At 64.8% G+C, this 16,981-nt stretch carries 16 protein-coding genes and 1 other RNA gene; 8 read left to right on the plus strand and 9 right to left on the minus strand.

Features of this window, described 5'->3' with window-relative positions:
- The first annotated feature begins 72 nt into the window (after positions 1–72).
- Positions 73–2,373, plus strand: a complete 2,301-nt coding sequence (locus tag BRA49_RS01385) for an Orn/Lys/Arg decarboxylase N-terminal domain-containing protein (protein WP_292382793.1) — start codon at positions 73–75, stop codon at positions 2,371–2,373.
- Between the two features lie 80 nt (positions 2,374–2,453).
- On the opposite strand, the gene gltA is transcribed toward BRA49_RS01385, so the two are convergent.
- Positions 2,454–3,797 carry an NADPH-dependent glutamate synthase gene (gltA, locus tag BRA49_RS01390; RefSeq protein WP_292382795.1) on the minus strand — a complete coding sequence of 448 codons (1,344 nt, stop codon included), beginning with the start codon at positions 3,795–3,797 and terminating at the stop codon, positions 2,454–2,456.
- The gene (locus BRA49_RS01395) at positions 3,790–4,641 is read right to left on the minus strand and encodes a sulfide/dihydroorotate dehydrogenase-like FAD/NAD-binding protein (protein ID WP_292382797.1); all 852 of its coding nucleotides are present in this window, start codon (positions 4,639–4,641) and stop codon (positions 3,790–3,792) included. Before BRA49_RS01395 ends, gltA begins: the two co-directional genes overlap by 8 nt.
- Positions 4,642–4,854: 213 nt before the next feature.
- On the opposite strand from BRA49_RS01395, the gene BRA49_RS01400 reads away from it, so the two are divergent.
- Together BRA49_RS01400 and BRA49_RS01405 are read left to right on the plus strand one after the other, a co-directional pair.
- On the plus strand, positions 4,855–5,010 hold the full coding sequence (locus BRA49_RS01400) for a hypothetical protein (RefSeq protein WP_292382799.1): 156 nt from the start codon (positions 4,855–4,857) through the stop codon (positions 5,008–5,010).
- 7 nt (positions 5,011–5,017) lie between these two features.
- The gene (locus BRA49_RS01405; RefSeq protein ID WP_292382801.1) at positions 5,018–5,341 is read left to right on the plus strand and encodes a YbjQ family protein; all 324 of its coding nucleotides are present in this window, start codon (positions 5,018–5,020) and stop codon (positions 5,339–5,341) included.
- A 437-nt stretch (positions 5,342–5,778) separates the two neighbouring features.
- On the opposite strand, the gene arcS is transcribed toward BRA49_RS01405, so the two are convergent.
- Genes arcS through BRA49_RS01425 form a run of 4 tightly spaced genes read right to left on the minus strand, consistent with a single transcriptional unit; the run spans position 5,779 to position 10,046 of the window.
- Entirely contained in the window at positions 5,779–7,413 is a 1,635-nt protein-coding gene (gene arcS / locus BRA49_RS01410; protein ID WP_292382803.1) for an archaeosine synthase subunit alpha, read from the minus strand.
- Positions 7,400–8,851: a tRNA guanosine(15) transglycosylase TgtA gene (gene tgtA / locus BRA49_RS01415; RefSeq protein ID WP_292382804.1), complete on the minus strand. Its 1,452-nt coding sequence runs from the start codon at positions 8,849–8,851 to the stop codon at positions 7,400–7,402. The genes arcS and tgtA overlap by 14 nt, the downstream gene beginning before the upstream one ends.
- Positions 8,852–8,856: 5 nt before the next feature.
- Positions 8,857–9,423: a TIGR00296 family protein gene (locus tag BRA49_RS01420; protein WP_292382805.1), complete on the minus strand. Its 567-nt coding sequence runs from the start codon at positions 9,421–9,423 to the stop codon at positions 8,857–8,859.
- Between the two features lie 29 nt (positions 9,424–9,452).
- On the minus strand, positions 9,453–10,046 hold the full coding sequence (locus BRA49_RS01425; protein WP_292382807.1) for a hypothetical protein: 594 nt from the start codon (positions 10,044–10,046) through the stop codon (positions 9,453–9,455).
- 176 nt (positions 10,047–10,222) lie between these two features.
- Here BRA49_RS01425 and rnpB point away from each other — a divergent pair.
- Positions 10,223–10,569: RNase P RNA component (rnpB, locus tag BRA49_RS01430), an RNA gene on the plus strand.
- 45 nt (positions 10,570–10,614) lie between these two features.
- On the opposite strand, the gene BRA49_RS01435 is transcribed toward rnpB, so the two are convergent.
- On the minus strand, positions 10,615–10,878 hold the full coding sequence (locus BRA49_RS01435; RefSeq protein ID WP_292382808.1) for a hypothetical protein: 264 nt from the start codon (positions 10,876–10,878) through the stop codon (positions 10,615–10,617).
- A 122-nt stretch (positions 10,879–11,000) separates the two neighbouring features.
- Here BRA49_RS01435 and BRA49_RS01440 point away from each other — a divergent pair, with 122 nt between their 5' ends.
- Positions 11,001–11,555 carry a CBS domain-containing protein gene (locus BRA49_RS01440; RefSeq protein WP_292382809.1) on the plus strand — a complete coding sequence of 185 codons (555 nt, stop codon included), beginning with the start codon at positions 11,001–11,003 and terminating at the stop codon, positions 11,553–11,555.
- Positions 11,556–11,563: 8 nt separating this feature from the next.
- Here BRA49_RS01440 and tpiA read toward each other — a convergent pair whose 3' ends face one another.
- Together tpiA and BRA49_RS01450 are read right to left on the minus strand one after the other, a co-directional pair.
- Positions 11,564–12,232: a triose-phosphate isomerase gene (tpiA, locus tag BRA49_RS01445; protein WP_292382810.1), complete on the minus strand. Its 669-nt coding sequence runs from the start codon at positions 12,230–12,232 to the stop codon at positions 11,564–11,566.
- A 56-nt stretch (positions 12,233–12,288) separates the two neighbouring features.
- Positions 12,289–14,799, minus strand: coding sequence for a U32 family peptidase (locus tag BRA49_RS01450; RefSeq protein WP_292382811.1), 2,511 nt, complete (start codon positions 14,797–14,799; stop codon positions 12,289–12,291).
- Between the two features lie 89 nt (positions 14,800–14,888).
- Here BRA49_RS01450 and BRA49_RS01455 point away from each other — a divergent pair, with 89 nt between their 5' ends.
- The 3 genes from BRA49_RS01455 to BRA49_RS01465 all read left to right on the plus strand — a co-directional run bounded on the left by BRA49_RS01455 (position 14,889) and on the right by BRA49_RS01465 (position 16,914).
- Positions 14,889–15,692 carry a pyrroline-5-carboxylate reductase family protein gene (locus BRA49_RS01455; RefSeq protein ID WP_292382812.1) on the plus strand — a complete coding sequence of 268 codons (804 nt, stop codon included), beginning with the start codon at positions 14,889–14,891 and terminating at the stop codon, positions 15,690–15,692.
- Between the two features lie 53 nt (positions 15,693–15,745).
- Entirely contained in the window at positions 15,746–16,375 is a 630-nt protein-coding gene (locus BRA49_RS01460) for a type I 3-dehydroquinate dehydratase (protein WP_292382813.1), read from the plus strand.
- 404 nt (positions 16,376–16,779) lie between these two features.
- Complete coding sequence (locus tag BRA49_RS01465; protein ID WP_292382815.1) at positions 16,780–16,914, plus strand: hypothetical protein; 135 nt, start codon at positions 16,780–16,782, stop codon at positions 16,912–16,914.
- Positions 16,915–16,981: the final 67 nt, after the last annotated feature.

Here is a 16,981-nt window from a genome sequence, read left to right on the forward strand (position 1 = left end):
CCCGGATGAAAGCCTCCCGACCACAACGTTCTAAAGCGACCCCTCCCGATCACCTTCAGGAAGTGTGGCCGTATGGACTACCTGGAAGAGTTTCCCGTTCTCATCATCGACGACGAACTGCACTCGGATACCGCAGAGGGCCGGTCGTCGCGGGAGATCGTGAAAGAACTGAAGAAGGAAGATTTCCCCGTCATCGAGGCGCTGACCGCTCGCGACGGGGTCCACGCGTTTCTTTCGCACCCGCACGTGAGCTGCATCATCATTGACTGGGAACTCACCCCCGAGCCCGTGGACGGCATGTTCACCGCGCGAGACGTCATCACCCTCATCCGGGAACGAAACCCCAAAGTTCCGATATTCTTGAACACCGAGAAACTGGCGATCTCCGCCATACCTCTCTCTGTCATATCCCGGATCGACGGCTACATCTGGAAACTTGAGGACACCCCAGGCTTCATCGCCGGTCACATCAAGCGGGCGGCAAAGAACTACCTCGCCGACGTCCTCCCGCCGTTCTTCCAGGGGCTGATGGACTACGTCGAGGAGTACCGCTACTCCTGGCACACGCCGGGGCACATGGGCGGTGTCGCGTTCCTCAAGAGCGCCCCGGGCCGGATATTCTACGACTTCTTCGGCGAGAACGCTCTCAGGGCCGATCTCTCGGCATCGGTACCGGATCTCGGCTCGCTCCTGGAGCACTCCGGCGTCGTCGGGGAGGCGGAAAAGAAAGCCGCGGAGGTCTTCGGGGCCGACCGGACCTACTTTGTCACCGGCGGCACGTCGGCTGCGAACAAGATCGTCTGGCTTGCGACCGTCACCCCCGGCGACATCGTCCTCGTGGACCGGAACTGTCATGCGTCCGTGATGCACGCGATCATCATGACCGGTGCCGTCCCGGTCTACCTCATACCGGCCCGAAACGAGTACGGGATCATCGGGCCGATCCACAGCCGCGAATTCCTGCCTGAAGTCATCGAGGAGAAGATCCGGGACTGCCCGCTCATCGAGGACCTACCATCACGGACAGTCAGGATGGCCGTGATCACGAACACCACCTACGATGGGATCTGCTACAGTACAGAGAGGATCGAGGAGCACTTGCAAGGCGTGGTCCCGTATCTCCACTACGATGAGGCATGGTCCGCCTACGCAAAGTTCCACCCCCTCTACGCTGGAAGGTTTGGGATGCACCGGGCGGAAGCCGCCGGACCGACGGTCTTTGCCACCCAATCGACCCATAAGGTCCTCGCCGCATTCTCGCAGGGTTCGATGCTCCACGTCAGGCAAGGCCGGGGACCGGTCGACCACCCGCGGTTCAACGAGGCGTTCATGATGTTCACCTCGACCTCCCCCCAGTACACCATCATCGCGTCGCTCGACGTCGCCGCCAGGATGATGGCCGGGCACTCGGGGAAGTTTCTGGTCGAGGAGACGATCGAGGAGGCGATCGTATTCCGGAAGAAGATGGTGACGGTGGCCGAGGAGATCCGGGCGGGCAGCCGGTCCGGGGAGGACTACTGGTGGTTCACCGTCTGGCAGCCCGACTGCATCATGGACGAGGAGGCAGAACAACCGCTCGGGGAGGCGGACGACCTGCTGCTCCGGGACCGTGCCGGCTGCTGGCTGCTCGACCCCCACGATGCCTGGCACGGTTTCGACGGTATCGAGGAGGGGTATGCCATGCTCGATCCCGTTAAGGTGACGGTCCTCACCCCGGGGATCGGGCCGGGCGGGAAGATGGAGGAGTGGGGGATACCGGCGGCCGTCGTCACGAGGTATCTCCGGAAGAGCGGGATCGTCGTCGAGAAGACCGGGTACTACTCGTTCCTGGTCCTCTTCACGCTCGGGATCACCAAGGGCAAGTCCGGGACGCTGCTTGCGGAACTCTTCCGGTTCAAGGCCCTCTACGACGGCAACAGCCCGCTTGAGGAGGTCTTCCCCGACCTGGTACGCCAGCACCCCGCCCGGTATGCCGGACGTGGCCTCGCCGACCTCTGCCGGGAGATGCACGGCTACCTCCGGGACAAGTCGATCACGGAGACCATCAGGAGCGTCTACGCAACGCTGCCTGAGGCGGCGATGACGCCGGCGGAGGCCTACCGTCACCTGGTGCGGGGCGATGTGACGCCGGTGCCGGTAAGCGAACTCGAGGGGCGGACGGTCGCGGTGATGGTCGTCCCCTACCCGCCCGGTATTCCGGTCATCATGCCGGGGGAGCGGTGCAGTTCGGCTACGCGGGCGATCGTCGACTACCTCGTCTCCCTGCAGGATTTCGATACCCTCTTTCCCGGGTTCGAGAGCGAGATTCACGGGGTGGACGTCGTGACGGAGGACGGCCGCCGGATCTTCTACGTCTCCTGCGTCGGGGAGTGACCGGGCGGCGCGATCACCGGGATCTGGCTCAACCTGGCCCGATCCCGGACCAAACCCCGGACAGCCCCGGGAAAAAGTGGTTATTCGCCCTTCAGCATCGCGTTGATCGCAGCCGCCGCGCGCTTCGCCGAGCCCATCGCTTCGATCACCGTCGCTGCACCGGTAGCGATGTCACCGCCGGCGTAGACGTGGGGGATGGACGTCCTGCCGTTCTCGTCGACGACGACGTTGCCCTTCCGTGCGCGCTCGAGCCCCGGGATCAGGGAGACGAGGAGCGGGTTCGGGCTCGTGCCGATCGCCTGGACGACCATATCCACGTCGAGGGTGAACTCGCTCCCCTCGATCGGCTCCGGGGACCGGCGACCGCTCGCGTCGATGCCGCAGAGGGACATCTTCACGCACTCGACACCGGTGACGTGCTGCTCGCCGAGGATCCGGATCGGGTTCGTACAGGTGAGGAACTCGATCCCCTCCTCCTTCGCGTGCAGAACCTCAGCCCTCCGTGCCGGCATCTCCTCCTCGCCCCGACGGTAGATCAGGGAGACCTTCGCCCCCTGGCGGCGCGCAACCCTCGCCGCGTCCATCGCGACGTTGCCGCCGCCGATCACCGCGACGCGGGTGGCGTGCAGGACCGGGGTGTCGGACTCGGGGAACGCATCGGCGCGCATCAGGTTCACCCGGGTGAGGAACTCGTTTGCGGAGTAGACCCCGTTCAGGTTCTCACCGGGGATGCACATGAACGCGGGAAGCCCCGCTCCGGTCCCGAGGAAGACCGCGTCGTAGCCGAGGAGTTCGTCGACGCTGACGCTTCTTCCCACGAGGTGATTCTTCTTCAACCGGACACCGAGGGCGAGCACCTGGTCGATCTCGGCATTGACGACATCCTTCGGGAGCCGGAACGCGGGGATACCGTAGGCCAGGACACCGCCGGCCTCGTGGAGCGACTCGAAGATCGTGACGGCGTGGCCGGCGCGGGCGAGTTCGGCCGCGGCCGTCAGCCCGGCCGGGCCGGAGCCCACGACCGCCACGCGCTTCCCGGTCGGCCTTGCCACCTCCGGGAGTTCGGCGCCGTTCTCCCGCTCCCGGTCGGCCACGAACCGCTCGATCGCACCGATCCGGATCGCCGTCTCCTTGTTGCCGAGGATGCAGACGCCCTCGCACTGGGTCTCCTGCGGGCAGACCCGGCCACAGATGGCGGGGAGCATGTTCTGCTCCTTGAGCGCCCGTGCGGCAGCGGGGAAGTTCCCGTCCGCGACCTCCCGAATGAATGCCGGGATGTCGATGCAGACCGGGCAGCCCTTTATGCAGAACGGTTTTTTGCACTGGAGGCACCGTTCCGCCTCGGCGATGGCCTCAGCGGCGGAGAGGCCGCTATCGACTTCCTTGAAGTCGTGGATCCGGACGTCGGCCGGCCGGTCACTCATGGTGGCCGCCCCCTTCGCTGCACCGGCACCGGTGCTCCGCGAACCGCTCAAGCGAGACCTTCTCCTGCCCGGTATAGATCCGCTGCCGCTGCATCAGTTCGTTGAAGTCGACCTGGTGGGCGTCGAACTCAGGGCCGTCGACGCAGGCAAACTTCGTCTCCCCGCCGACGGTCACCCTGCAGGAGCCGCACATCCCCGTCCCGTCGACCATGATCGGGTTGAGGCTTACGTAGGTCTTCACCCCGTAGGGAGCCGTCACGCCGGCGGTGACCTTCATCATGATGGCGGGGCCGATGATCCAGACCCGGTCGATCGTCCTCTCTGCGAGCAGTTTCTTCAAGACATCGGCTGCGAACCCGTGAACGCCCTTGCTCCCATCGTCGGTCGTGATGTGGAGTTCGTCACAAACCTCCCGCAGCTCGTCCTCGAGCATGAGGAGATCGGCGCTTCTCGCCCCGATGATCCCGATGACGTAGTTGCCCGCATTTTTTAGTTCCTTAGCGATGAGGGGCGTGCTCGCGATCCCGACACCGCCGCCGATGACGCAGCAAGTGCCGTAATTTTCGATATCGCTCGGTTTCCCGAGCGGGCCGACGACGTCCTTGATCCTATCGCCCGCGCGGAGCGTCGCAAGTTCCTCGGTCGTCTTGCCGACGGTCATAAAGATCACCCGGACGGCGTCTCCCCTGACGGCAGAGATGGTGAGCGGTATCCGCTCACCCGCGTCGTGGAGGCGAACGATGAGGAACTGCCCTGCCCGTGCGTGCTGCGCCACCTGCGGCGCGCATATCCAGTATTCGTATACCCGATCGGCGAGTCGGGTCGCTGATTCCACCTTATACAACTGCTTCACTCCTGACGGTGCCGGTCGATCGTAACGTCGAGGTGCATCCGAACATTTCATACATATTGTGGCTCCAGCCTCTTTACTTCACCTGTCTTATATAAAGTTGGGGTCTCCGTGCGCCGGAATAATCCTCCGAAGATCCGGAAGCCCGGTCAGGAACCTGACCAGAAACACGAACGGTTATCACTCCACCCGTCGCATGGGTACAATATGCAGAGTGCGGTACGCTGGGGGATCGCGCTGATCGTCATCGGCGTGGTTCTTGCACTGCTCATTCCTTTCTTTGGCATCCCGCTCATCCTGATCGGCGTCGCGCTGATCATATGGCGGGGGCGCGAGGAGACCATCGAAGCGATCAAGAAGTGAATGAAATATGATACTGACAACGACTGCAGAAGTACCGGGCTACGCCGTAGGGGAGGTCCTCGGCGTGGTCTTCGGCAACACGGTACGGACAAAGAACGTGGGAAAGGACGTCATGGCGGGCTTAAAGAGCCTGGTCGGCGGCGAGCTCGAGGAGTACACATCGATGCTCACCGATGCCCGGACCGAGGCCTACAACCGGATGGTCAACACCGCGCGCGACCTCGGGGCCGACGCCGTCGTGAATATCCGCTTTACGACTTCTCAGACGATGGCGACCGCGGCGGAGCTCCTCGCCTACGGGACGGCGGTGAAGCTCGTCCCGAAGAAGTAAGAGGTTTTTGGGTATTTCAGGGCAGATACACAGCCTCTTTTTGATTAGTTGCGACGCTCTCTGCGATGTAGAGGGCAGAGATGCAATGACCACGGGAATTGTATAGGCCATCACACGGATTTCCACTGGACTGCGCACCCGGCAGTGCTCAAACTCCGTTCCTGCCGGAACATCATTTATCACCACGCACTGCCCCCGCCCCCTGGGGCGGGGGCTACAGGTATCTTTCATGTCTGGTAGAGACAGGGGAGGGGGCATGCCCCCTCCCCGCGAGCCGCCACCCCCAATGGCGATACTCCCACGATCCACTGTACCGGGCCTTATGTTCACTTGACCGTGTTGACTTAATGTCGTAGATAAAAAAAGACGTCCTGCAGCGATTTCAGGTCCAACCGCCACAAAACATGAGCCCCGAGGGGCTAAACCCCCCGACCCCCTCACTCCGCGATCTTCTTCGTCTTCCGCACTCTCACCGCAACCCCGCGCTTTGACCGGAGCATCTCGTCCGCCCCCATCATCGCCCTCCCGGTGGCGACCGCGAGCGGTCCTTCCACCAGCACCTCGTCGCCTTCCCGTATCCGGGGGTCGCAGTCCGTGATCCCCGGCGCAAGGACGTCGCCCTGCGGCACGAAGGCATCGATCTTGACCCGGTAGCCCTCCGGTATCAGGCCCCAGCCCTCGAACGTCGGGCGGAAGAGTCCGGTCCCGGCATCGATGCTGAAGAGCTGCTGCTTTCCGCGGAGGACCGCCATCTGCATGCTCCTGCCCCGGACCTGGAGGCCTCTGGTGTTGATATCCGTTGCAAACTGCCAGGAGACCGTGCCCCGGACGGTGTCGGCCTGCATCCGCCGTTCGTCCTCGAGGGCGTCGTTTAAGGCCCGGAGCGAGGCGGGCGCCGTCGGGTGTCCCTGGCAGGTCACCTCGAGGTCGAACCCGCAGGCTTCTGCCGCCATCTGTGCGACGGTGAGCGCGCCGCCGTCGAGGTGGGCGATCACCCTGCGGTAGGGGTGCGCGGCGAAGTAGCGGATGAGGATATCGGCGATGAAGGCGCACTCTTCCCGGTCCCAGTAGCCGGTCACCGGCACGTCGTAGTGACCCGCCGGGTAGACCCGCTCGAGTTCTCTCGGAACGAGACCGAGCGGCGAGGTGACGATCAGTTCGTGCGCCCTTCGGTCCACGACGTTCATGAAGAGTTTGTGGCTCCGGGAGAGGGAGTAGGGCTTCCTCGCCGAGCAGGGGAGGAGAACCGCGACGTCTGTTCTGGTCGGGACGAACCGCTCGATCACCCGGTCGGCGAACCGCCGGACTTCCGGGCGGTTCTGCGATTCAGAGGTGTTTGCCCGCATCGGAACCGCCCGCGCCACCGGGAGGGAACGCTCCATGAGTTCGTAGTTCCGGTCGAGGAACCGGAGGATGCCGACCTGTGCGGCGTCCGCACGGCACCGGGCCTCCATCAGTTCCCGGAGTTGTCCCGACTCGATGTAGTGGCGCACAAGGGCGAGTTCGCGGTCGAGCGCGAGACGGTTGTGCCGCAGAAGGTCGCCCTCACGGCAGCCCTCGCACCCACAGACCCCGGTCTCCATGAGTGTTGCCGGGAACTCGCCTTCGGGGAGGCAGAACTTCTTCTGCGCGGAGGCGAGGTCGACCCCCCGGTAGTCGAAGAGGTCGAAGCCCGAGTAGACGAGGAGGCAGGCGGTCGAGGGGAGCGCCGATGCCGGGGCGTACCACGCGGTGTCCGGCGGGAGGCTCTCCTTCAGGGCGGCAAGCCACGCCGCGTAGTTCCGGGGGTTCTTCTGCGCCGTATGCCAGTTTGCGACGAGGACGCAGTCGCCGGATTCCGCCGGGGCGGCGAGCGGGTGGACGGCCACCGGCTGCCCCTCTCCGGGCGAGAAGTAGTCGCGGACGAACGCCTCATCCGCACCGAGCGGGACATTCGAGAACGGGCGCTCGCGGAGTGCGGGGAAGAGGGCGTCCGTATCGAGCGCTGCGGGGAGGGAGACGCTCGTCTCCCCCTCCACGTAGGTCCCTATCCGGGCGAGGCCGTCGCGCTTCACCGCCTCATACCTGCTCATAGAGCACCTCCGCACCGGGGACCTCTTCCTGGATGAGACGCACCCAATCCTCGCCGCACCGGACGGCAAACCGGCTCTCCGGGTGCGCTTCCATCAGGGCCCGGATCCCGGCGCACCCCGACCGGACCATATCGTCGTCCCACTCCGGAACCTCACTCTGGCCGACCGGGAACGTCTCCGCGAGTTCCGTGGGGTAGGGCCCGAAGGGGGGCTTGAAGTTCAGCACCGTATCGAACCCGGGCGCCCCGTTCCCGTCGAACGAGACCAGCACCCGCTCACCGACGGAGATCCGGCCGATGACCTCGTGGAACCGGAGCACCTCCGTCCTCCGGCAACTCTCCGAGCCCCGGTAGAAGAACCGGCGCTTCGAGACGGCGTCGTCGCGTTCGAGGTCGGCCGTGTGGGCGAGGAGTTCCCGGTAACCGTCGAGCAGCCGCGGGTGGCTCCGGCACCGCTCGTCGACGAGTTCCCAGAGGGTCCCGTCCTGGATCGCCTGCCGGATGCGGGCGATCTCCGCGAGGCTGACGTAGAGGTTGTGGAGAGCGAGCAGCCGCTCCCGGTCCCCGGATTTCCGGAGTTCGTCGGCGGTCATCGAGCGGCAGACCCGGCAGGGGCAGGGGAGTTCCGCGAGTTCGTCGATTTTGAAGCTCCCGTGCGGGGTGATGTAGCGCCCTTCCCGGGCGAAGAGAGCGTATGCGGCCGAGTCGAAGAGGTCGCAGCCCATCGCGACAGCGAGGGCGAACATCGACGGGTGGCCCGCCCCGAAGAGGTGGACGGCGGTCGCCGGGGAGAGGCCGCGTTTGGCCGCGAGGACGACCTCGACCAGTTCCCGGTAACGGTAGTTCTCCATCAGCGGCACCACGGCGCCGATCGGGCAAAAGGCGAGGTCGAGGTCCTGGACGGCCCGTCCGGCCTCCTCGCGGAGGTCGGTGAAGATGCCGCCCTGCACCGGCCCGGCGAGGTTCGCGTCGGGGAAGAGTTCTCTGGCCTCCCTGAGCCGCTCCATGGTGACCGCGAGTTCCCGCTCCGCCCGCTCCCTGCCCGCGTCCGGCGGGGTAGGGATGTCCAGGGGAACGATGATATCACTCCCGATTGCCTGCTGGAACTCGAGCGTATCCTGGTTGCTCACCTCGACCTCGCCGTAGACGGAGAGCTGGAACGAGCCGGAGTCGGTCATGATGGCGCCGTCGAAGTCGAGGACCTTATGAAGCCCCTCCTCGAGCGCCCGGTCGTGATACTCCGTGCTTCGCCTGAAGATGTAGGCGTTCGTGATCAGGGCCTCGACGCCCATCTCCTGCATCTCGCGGGGCGTTACCAGGGGGAGGTGGGGGTTGACGACGGGAAGGAGCGCAGGCGTCCGGACCGTCTTCTCGTTCACCCTGAGCCTGCCGACCCTTCCCGCGATATCTTTGTGTAGGACCTCAAACGTAATTGCCATTCGGGTTAAACCGCCTTTTCTTCGAATATCTGCCCCTCAAAGGTCTGCACGGCGACATCGTTGCGTCTCCAGCACCCGGGCCGGAGCCCGGCCTTGACGCAGGTCTGGTCAAGGAACTCCCTGCTGGTCCAGCCGTACTCGGTCGGGACCTGCGGGAGGAGGAGACCTCCTGTCCCAAGGCCGCTGACGATCAGGCCGTGCTTCCCGACCTCGACGCAAGCGGGACGCTCCTGTGGCGGGCACTCGAGCGGCCGGGGCACGGTGAGCACCGTCACTTCGAGATCGAGGTCGGCGAGTTCCGACCGCGATACCGGCGGGAACCGGGGGTCCTCAAGAGCAGCCGAGACGGCCGCCTCGACGATCGCTTCGCCGAGCGGTTTTATCGGGTATGGGAGGCCGATGCATCCGCGGAGGTTCCCCCCCCGCTTGATCGTGACGAAGACGCCGCGCTTCTCCCCAAAGATTGGGGGAAGAGCAGGCAGCACCATCCGTTCACCGCCGACGGCTTTCTCGATGGCGTTCCGTGCCAGTCGAACTGCCGTTCTGCTTTCTTCCGGGGTCAGCATTTCCATCAAAATGGGTCGTATGAGATTGAATACTTTTAGTCTTCCGGAGCAGAAGAGGCGGCGGTGCCGGCGCCGGGAACCCCGACCGGTCCGGTGATCGAGCAGGGCAGGTCCCCTTCAAGGCGCACCTTGACGGTCAGGGCCTCTCCGGCAGGGACGGGGCGGTCGAGACGGAGATGTACCGTGCATTCCTCGCCGGCGGGAAGGAGCGTGCCCCCGTCACCATTCCCATCTCCGTCCCGGAGCAGTGCTGCCGTCCACGTGTCCGGCCCCGGAGTGGTGTCTCCGGACAGCCTGAGAACCTCGAGGTAATCCCCTGCCATGACCGTTACGCTGGTCCGGGAGAGGTCGACGGCCCCGTCCTCCCCGGTATTCGCGACGGCAAAGGCAAGGGTGTCGATAGAGATACCGGAGAGTTCCGGGACCGACGAGGAGCCGGTGACTCTCCCCACCATCGCAAGATGCGGTTCGCCCGCGGTCAGAACCGGGTACGCGCCCGTACCGGGCGATGACTCGCCGTTCAATGATCCCGCCCCGAGCGAGACGAACGAAAAGAGCGTTGTGATGGCAACGAACGCCGCGAAGATTGCCGCCAGCTCCAGCTGTGTAGATACCTCACTCCCCCCCATGGTTATAACGCCAGGGGGTAAAAACCGGGGGCGAGCATATATATCTATCTCTGACCCGGGATATGCGCGGTCGATCCGGAAGGCTTCACGGGGGGTCCACGGTGCCGGACGACTGGGGCAAGTCCGGGATGGGGTACCCGTACAGCTTTATATTCTCACTGCAAAATATTATATGGGAGAGGGAGAGTGCGGCCGACGGTGGCACATCCTGTGCTGCTGAGGAAAGTCCTCCCACCGGCCAGATACGCAGCCGCATGCAAGTGCGGGTGGCGAGAGTCACGGCAATGAAACAGAAACGACACGGCCCGCCGTCAGTGATGAAACGACTGAGCCTCCCTCGGGGGGCGAGAAGCGCGGGTTTCCCCGCGCGATAACTCGTTGAACGTAGCGGCGGGAAACGATGAAACGGTGAATCCCTGCGGGTGCAAGCCAGAATAGGGCAGATGGATAGTCTGGTATCCGCCCAGGTATGGCGCTCAGCTGAATGCCGCACAGAACAGAAGGAGGCTTACTCCTCCCACTCCCTGCCCGTGCAGGTTCTTCTCGACGGAACGTAAATATACGGTTCTCAGTCTTTCTTCTCCGGTTTTAACTCAATCTCCTCAAACGTCACGACGTGTGAATCGACGATCTCGTCCTGGTCATTCACAGAGAGCTGGACGAAGATCTCGGCAGGCGCACTCTCCATGGATACGACGTTCCCGTGCTCCGCCTTGACGACGAACCCGAGGGACGCAAGTTCGCCCCGGACGGCGTCCCGGGTGTGGTAGGTCGAGAGGATCTCCCTGACCTTGAGAAGGACGGTCTGCTGCTCTTCAATGTTCGTGGCCATATCATCCCATGAAACCTTGCGCTATATCAACCTGCTCCGGCGAGGGGAACGGGCCGCGGTACCGTCATAGTCGCTGTGTTCCGGAGACAGATATATATAAAAAAATTACCTATAGTAATAAGATGGAGATACCCACCCCGGCCGAACTGCGGGAGAAAAGGCTCCGTATGGGCTTAAAGCAGGCAGATGTAGCCCGTATGGCCGGAATCAGCCAGTCCATGGTCGCGCGGATCGAGGCAGGGAGCGTGGATCCGAGGGTGAGTACGCTTGCCAGGATCGTGGAAGTCCTGCGGGCGGCGGAGCACTCGGCGATCACAGCGGCCGACGTGATGAACGCTCCCGTCCTCTCCGTCGCCCCGGACGACCCCGTTGGCCGTGCCGTCGAGATCATGGGACAGAACGGCATCTCCCAGCTGCCGGTGCTCGAGAACGGGGTGCCCGTCGGGTGCATATCCGAGTCGGCAATCATGAACGCCATGGAAGAAGGCGGTCTCCACCAGACGCACCGGAGGCTGGTGCAGGATTATATGGAGCCCGGGTTCCCGACGGTCCCCCCGATGGCGCCGATCGATACGCTCGTCCACCTCCTGCATCACAGCCACGCGATCATCGTGCTCGATAAAGGAGAGGTGCAGGGTGTCATCACCAAGCACGACCTGATATCGCTGATAACGTAGGCACTCTTTTACAACAGCGAGACCAGATCCCGGAGGACCGCCTCGGGGTCATCGGCCTTGACCACGCTCGACGCGAGGAGGACACCGCTTGTCCCGAGGTCGACGGCAATCTTGACGCATTCACCGGACTGGATGCCCGCCCCGGTCAGGACCCTCACGTCCGGGTTCACCGCCAAAACAGCGTTGACGGACCGCTCGATGATCCCCGGGTCGGCCTTCGAGACGGAGACGCCGCTCCCGATCAGTTCCGGGGGCTCGATCGCCACGTAGTCAGGCCGGAGCGACGCCGCCGCCGCGCTGGTTGAGTCGTTGTTCGTGCAGACGACCGACTCGAGGTGGAGCCTTCGTGCGATCTCGACGCAGGCCCCAATATCGGCCAGGGTGAGGCGGCGCTCGGAGTGGTTGATCAGGGTGCCGCGTGCGCCTGCCGACCGGACCGCCTCGGGGAGAATATGACCGGTATGAGCGCCGGGGGCGATCGCATCGATGTGCTGGGCGTAGACCGGGATTGCGTAGTGGTGGCTCATCGGGTGAAGCTCGGTGAAGACCGGGGCGACACCGATGACGACGCCGCTCTCTTCTGCCACGGTCTCGGCTGCAGCGGCGATCCGGTGAGCGTTGCTGCCCATTCCCTCCTTATAGGTCTTGAGATTGACCAGAACCAACGGTGAAACCATTATCCATCACGTCTGACTGATAGATTGCTTCCCCTGATATTAACTTGTGGGGATGCTCACCTCGAGAGCCCCCGGGTGAAATGCCCACCGGTGATACCCCCGAGTGCCCGTTGTTTCGCCTCATCCTTGAGCGCGGGGAGGATGCCGGCCTCACCCCGGCCCACGGCCTCGATCCCTGCCCGGTAGAGGCCGGTCATCTCCCCGGCGTAGCGGGGTCCCCTGCCTCGTGCATCGATGGCGACGGCGGAAATACCCATTGCGATGATATCGGGCAGGTGGTCGACGAGACAGGTCTCGACGGCGTTTGCAATATAGATCCGTCCCTCACCGTCCCACCGGAGCGGGAAGACACGTTTCTTCTGGTCCTCAAGCCCGATGAAGCGGTCGGCCCCGACCGCCGCTGTCAGCCGGTCCTCGGTCACCATCGCCTCGATGTTCCCCTGCACGAGCACCTCGAGTCCGGGAGCGTCCCCAACCGCCGCCGCGAGCCCTGCGAGGTCGGCGGCCGGGAGTTCGGGGGAGGCCGTGCAGCGCAGGAAGAGCGCCGCAAGTTCCCCGGCGGTCCGGTGATTCCAGACGTTCAGCCCGGCGGCGCCGTAGAGGTCCATGCAGGGTTCGGCCTGCCGGACCGCGTCCGCAGCCCCCATCCCGCCCACCATCACGCCGCGGACCCCTGTGCCGTAGAGCGACGGGAGGAGGGCTGCCGCCGCGTCGAGGAACCCCTGCCGGGTGATCGACGGCCACTTCCAGACGAGGTCGGCACCCGCATCCCGGCAGACGGCGGCGGCCTCTTTGAGGATTCCAGGGTCGGCGTCCTCGATATAGACGGTTCTGGCGCCGCCCCGGACGGCAGCCGCTACACCCGCAAGGGTGTCGGTGTAGACCGAGACCGATGGAAGTCGTCTCTCTCGTCCCGGCTTCTCCGTCTGCGTCAGGCCTGCGATCGCCGTTTCGGTCCGTTCCCGGGCTGCCTGCACCGCATCCGGTCCCGGGCGGTATGCGGCGAGGACGGCCTCCTCGACCCTTTCTAAGAATGAACGCCTGACCCGGTTCAACTCCCCGAGCGGCGCAAAAAGCCCGCCCGGGTAGCGGAGGTCCAGATTCCCGACCGTAAACGGCGTTCCCCCGGTCTTTTCGAACTGCTCCGCGATCTGATCCCCGGTGAGCGGCCGGTTCCGTGCCGGCTCCATCCGGAGGTCGGGACGGTAGCGCACTCGGAGCAGTTCGTTGCTGTTCTGTGTGAGGACACCCTCCAGGCAGGGCGTGCCGTCCTCCCAGATGACCGTGACGTCGATGGGCACCTGCGGCAGGGATTTTGCCATGATCTGTTTTGCCCGCTCCTCGAGATCGGCGCTCTTCGTCAGGAATACCCGGGCACCCGCCCCCACCGGCGCGGGGACCGAAAGGCGGACCGTGGCGTGCCGGACGGCGGGGGTGCCACGGACGACCGCGCCGATATCCTCTTCGGGGTCGTCCGTGCAGAACGCCAGCCCGTCGCCGGAGCGGGGCACGAGGTCGCCGACGAGGCGAACGGTCGCCTCCTGCCTCCGCGAGTCGTACCCAGTGACCGTGCCGAGGAGGACGCCCCGGTTCCCTGGCCGGTCGCGGGCCATAATATCAGAGGCGCCAAGGATGTAACCCTCCGTGAACTCCCGGTTGAACGCGAGGGCAAGGTCGCGCATCTCCTCGCTCGAGGGTGACCAGGCCTCCCCGGCGGCGATCGCGTCGAGGGCGTGCCGGTAGATGCTCACCACCGTCGCGACGTACTCCGGCGACCGCATCCTCCCCTCAACCTTGAGCGACGCCACCGGCGCAGACGAGAGGCGGTCGAGGCAGGGGTAGACCGCGAGGTCGCGCGTCGAGAGGAGGTAACGGTCCTTTTCGGACACGGCCCGGAGGTCCCTCGGGCGCCCGTAGTCATCCTTCTCGGCGGTCACGAGCCGGTAGGGTTTCCTGCACGGTTGGGCACACATCCCCCGGTTCCCACTCCGCCCCCCGATCACCGAGGAGAGGAGGCACTGGCCCGAGTAACAGTAGCAGAGCGCACCGTGGGCGAAGACCTCGATACCGACCCCCGGGACCTCCGCAATCCCCTCAATCTCGGGGAGGGTGAGTTCCCGGGCCAGGACCACGCGGGAGAACCCCTCCCGTGCGGCCCGGAGAACGCCTTCGCGGTTGTGGATCGTCATCTGGGTCGAGGCGTGGAGGGGGAGGTCCGGGACAACCTCCCGGGCGAGCGATGCCACCCCGGCGTCCTGCACCAGGACGGCATCGGCCCCGGTCTCGTAGAGCCAGAGAAGGTATCGGGCCACGTCGGGGAGTTCGGTCTCCCGGACGAGGATGTTTACCGTGACGTAGACCCTGACCCCCCGGAGATGCGCGTAATCGACGGCAGCACGGAGTTCTTCGTCGGAGAAGTTCGCAGCGTAGTGCCGGGCCCCAAACCGCCTCCCCGAGAGGTAGACGGCGTCGGCGCCGGCGGCGACCGCTGCGGACAGGGCCTCCGGCGACCCGGCCGGCGCAAGCAGTTCCGGTGACCCGGATCCCGGGTGATGATCGTGCGGCATCTGTTGGATACCATTCGCCCGGCCGGCCTATATACTCCACCCCGGCGGCGGGTATCCTTTTTGGGAAAGAAGACGATGTGGAGAGGAGTATGGACTGCGCAGGAGTTATCGGCTACGGGCACATGGGCAGGATGCTGGTGAAGGGTTTCCTCTCGTCGGGGGCGCTTTGTCCCGGCGAGATCGTGGTCGCGTCCCGGAGCCGGGAGAGCCGGGACATTTGCGCCGGCGCATGGCCCCGGATCAGCATCGCGGAGACGAACAGGGAACTCGCCCGGCGGTGCCGCACGATCATCCTCGCTGTTCGGCCGCAGGAGATCCGGGAGGTCCTCTGCGAGATCGTGCCGGTGCTCTCCAGGGGGGAGCACCTCGTCTCGCTCGCGGCCGGCGTCAGCCTTGAAGACCTTGAGGGGCTATATCCGGGGCCGGTCACCCGCGTCATCCCCACGGTCACCTCCGCGATCGGGAAAGGGACAACGCTAGTCTGCCACGGGCGGCGGGTGGGGAAGGATGACGCCCGCCGGGTGGAGGGGCTCTTCTCGTCCATCGGGAACGTGATGCGCGTCGGAGAGGCGGACCTCACGGCGGCCACGCTCCTCTCGAGCTGCGGGCCGGGACTGCTCGCCGCAATCATCGAGGAACTGGCCGGCGCGGCAGCCCGTGCGAGCGAACTCCCGCCGGACCGGGCGCTCGTGCTTGCAACGGAGATGGTCGCGGCCACGGCCGCCTACCTCCGGGAGACCGGCAAGGCGCCGGGGGACCTGATCGGGGAGGTTGCGACCGGCGGTGGGGTCACGGAGGCCGGGGTGGAAGGGCTCCGGGAACGGCTGCCGGGGGTCTTTGACGAGGTAGTCGCCGCCATGCTGGAACGTTGCGGTGCGGTGGGGAGGAGTTGACGGGAATGACCGGGCAGATATTTAAATGATGGAGCGATTATACTCCGGTGCGTATGAAGATCGTCGTCTCTGTGGAGGATGCCGGCGTTATCGACGAGGTGGTGGAGTACAACCCGACGTTCATCGAGGTCAGGCTCGACCGGATGGAGGGAGACCTGCTGGACCAGGTCCGTGCGATCCGGGAGAAGACCGCCATCCCCCTGATTGCCACGCTCAGGAGCAGGGAGGAGGGAGGGCGGTTCGTCGGGGACGCCGCTCTTTGGGCCCGAATCATCGAGCCGATAGCGCGATACGTCGATCTCGTTGACGTGGAGGCGCGCTGCCGGGACCACGCGCCGTTCATCAAGAGCCAGGGTGTCCAGATCCTCGCTTCGCTGCACACGGCAGAGATGCCCACCCTGCCGGAGCTCGGAAAGATCGAAGAGTTGCTCAGGTCCTACGGCGACATCCCGAAGATCGTCGTGAAACCCCGGACCCGGGACGACCTGGTCGAACTCGTCACGTTCACCCACCGGGCGCAGAAACCTATCTGTACAAGCATCATGGGCGCCGAGTTCCGCTCTGCCCGCGCAGTCCTGCCCCTCTTCGGGTCGGAGTTCGTCTTCTGCCATGCCGGCACCCCGACGGCCGAAGGGCAGTACCATATCCGGGAGATGCGGCAGCTCGCGGATCTGCTGAAGTGAGTATGGAAGATCTCACGATCCCCTTCACGTATCAGAACCGGATACGTGATAGTATGTCTACAACTTCTGTTTTCAGCATCCGTATCGATTCCCGGGTCCGAAAGATGATCGACGGACTGGACAATCCCGGCATGGCAGGATGAGGTTTGCACCTTCATCGAGCGGTCGGTACGAAGAAGACGCAAGGCCCAACTCCTGGCACGGGAAGCCCATCGCTCCTCAGGCGAAGGGCCTCCTGGCGCAGATCCGATCCGGGAGGATCGCGATCTCCGATAGCCTTGTGCTGGACTCGCGGCATCATCGCAGCGGTCTTCTTCCCGGAGAGGATCACACAGAGAGCAATGAGATCGTGGAGGATTGTACTATAGTCGATCTCACGGCCACGTGGTCCGGCTCGTGACCTGATGCCCGCGGCATACGATCTGGCGTGCAGCCACGGGATCACGGTCTACGACGCCCTCTTTCTTGCCGCTACGGTCCGGTGCGAGACCTGCCTGGTGACCGGCGACGGCAGGCTCCATGAGCGGCGAAGAAGGTAGTGGCCTCCCGGCTGGTCCGTTGATCGCGCGACCGGGTGGTCTGTCCGGGAGTATGAAGCGCCGTCCT

The sequence above is a fragment of the Methanoculleus sp. UBA430 genome (genome assembly GCF_002506585.1).
Classification (GTDB): domain Archaea; phylum Halobacteriota; class Methanomicrobia; order Methanomicrobiales; family Methanoculleaceae; genus Methanoculleus.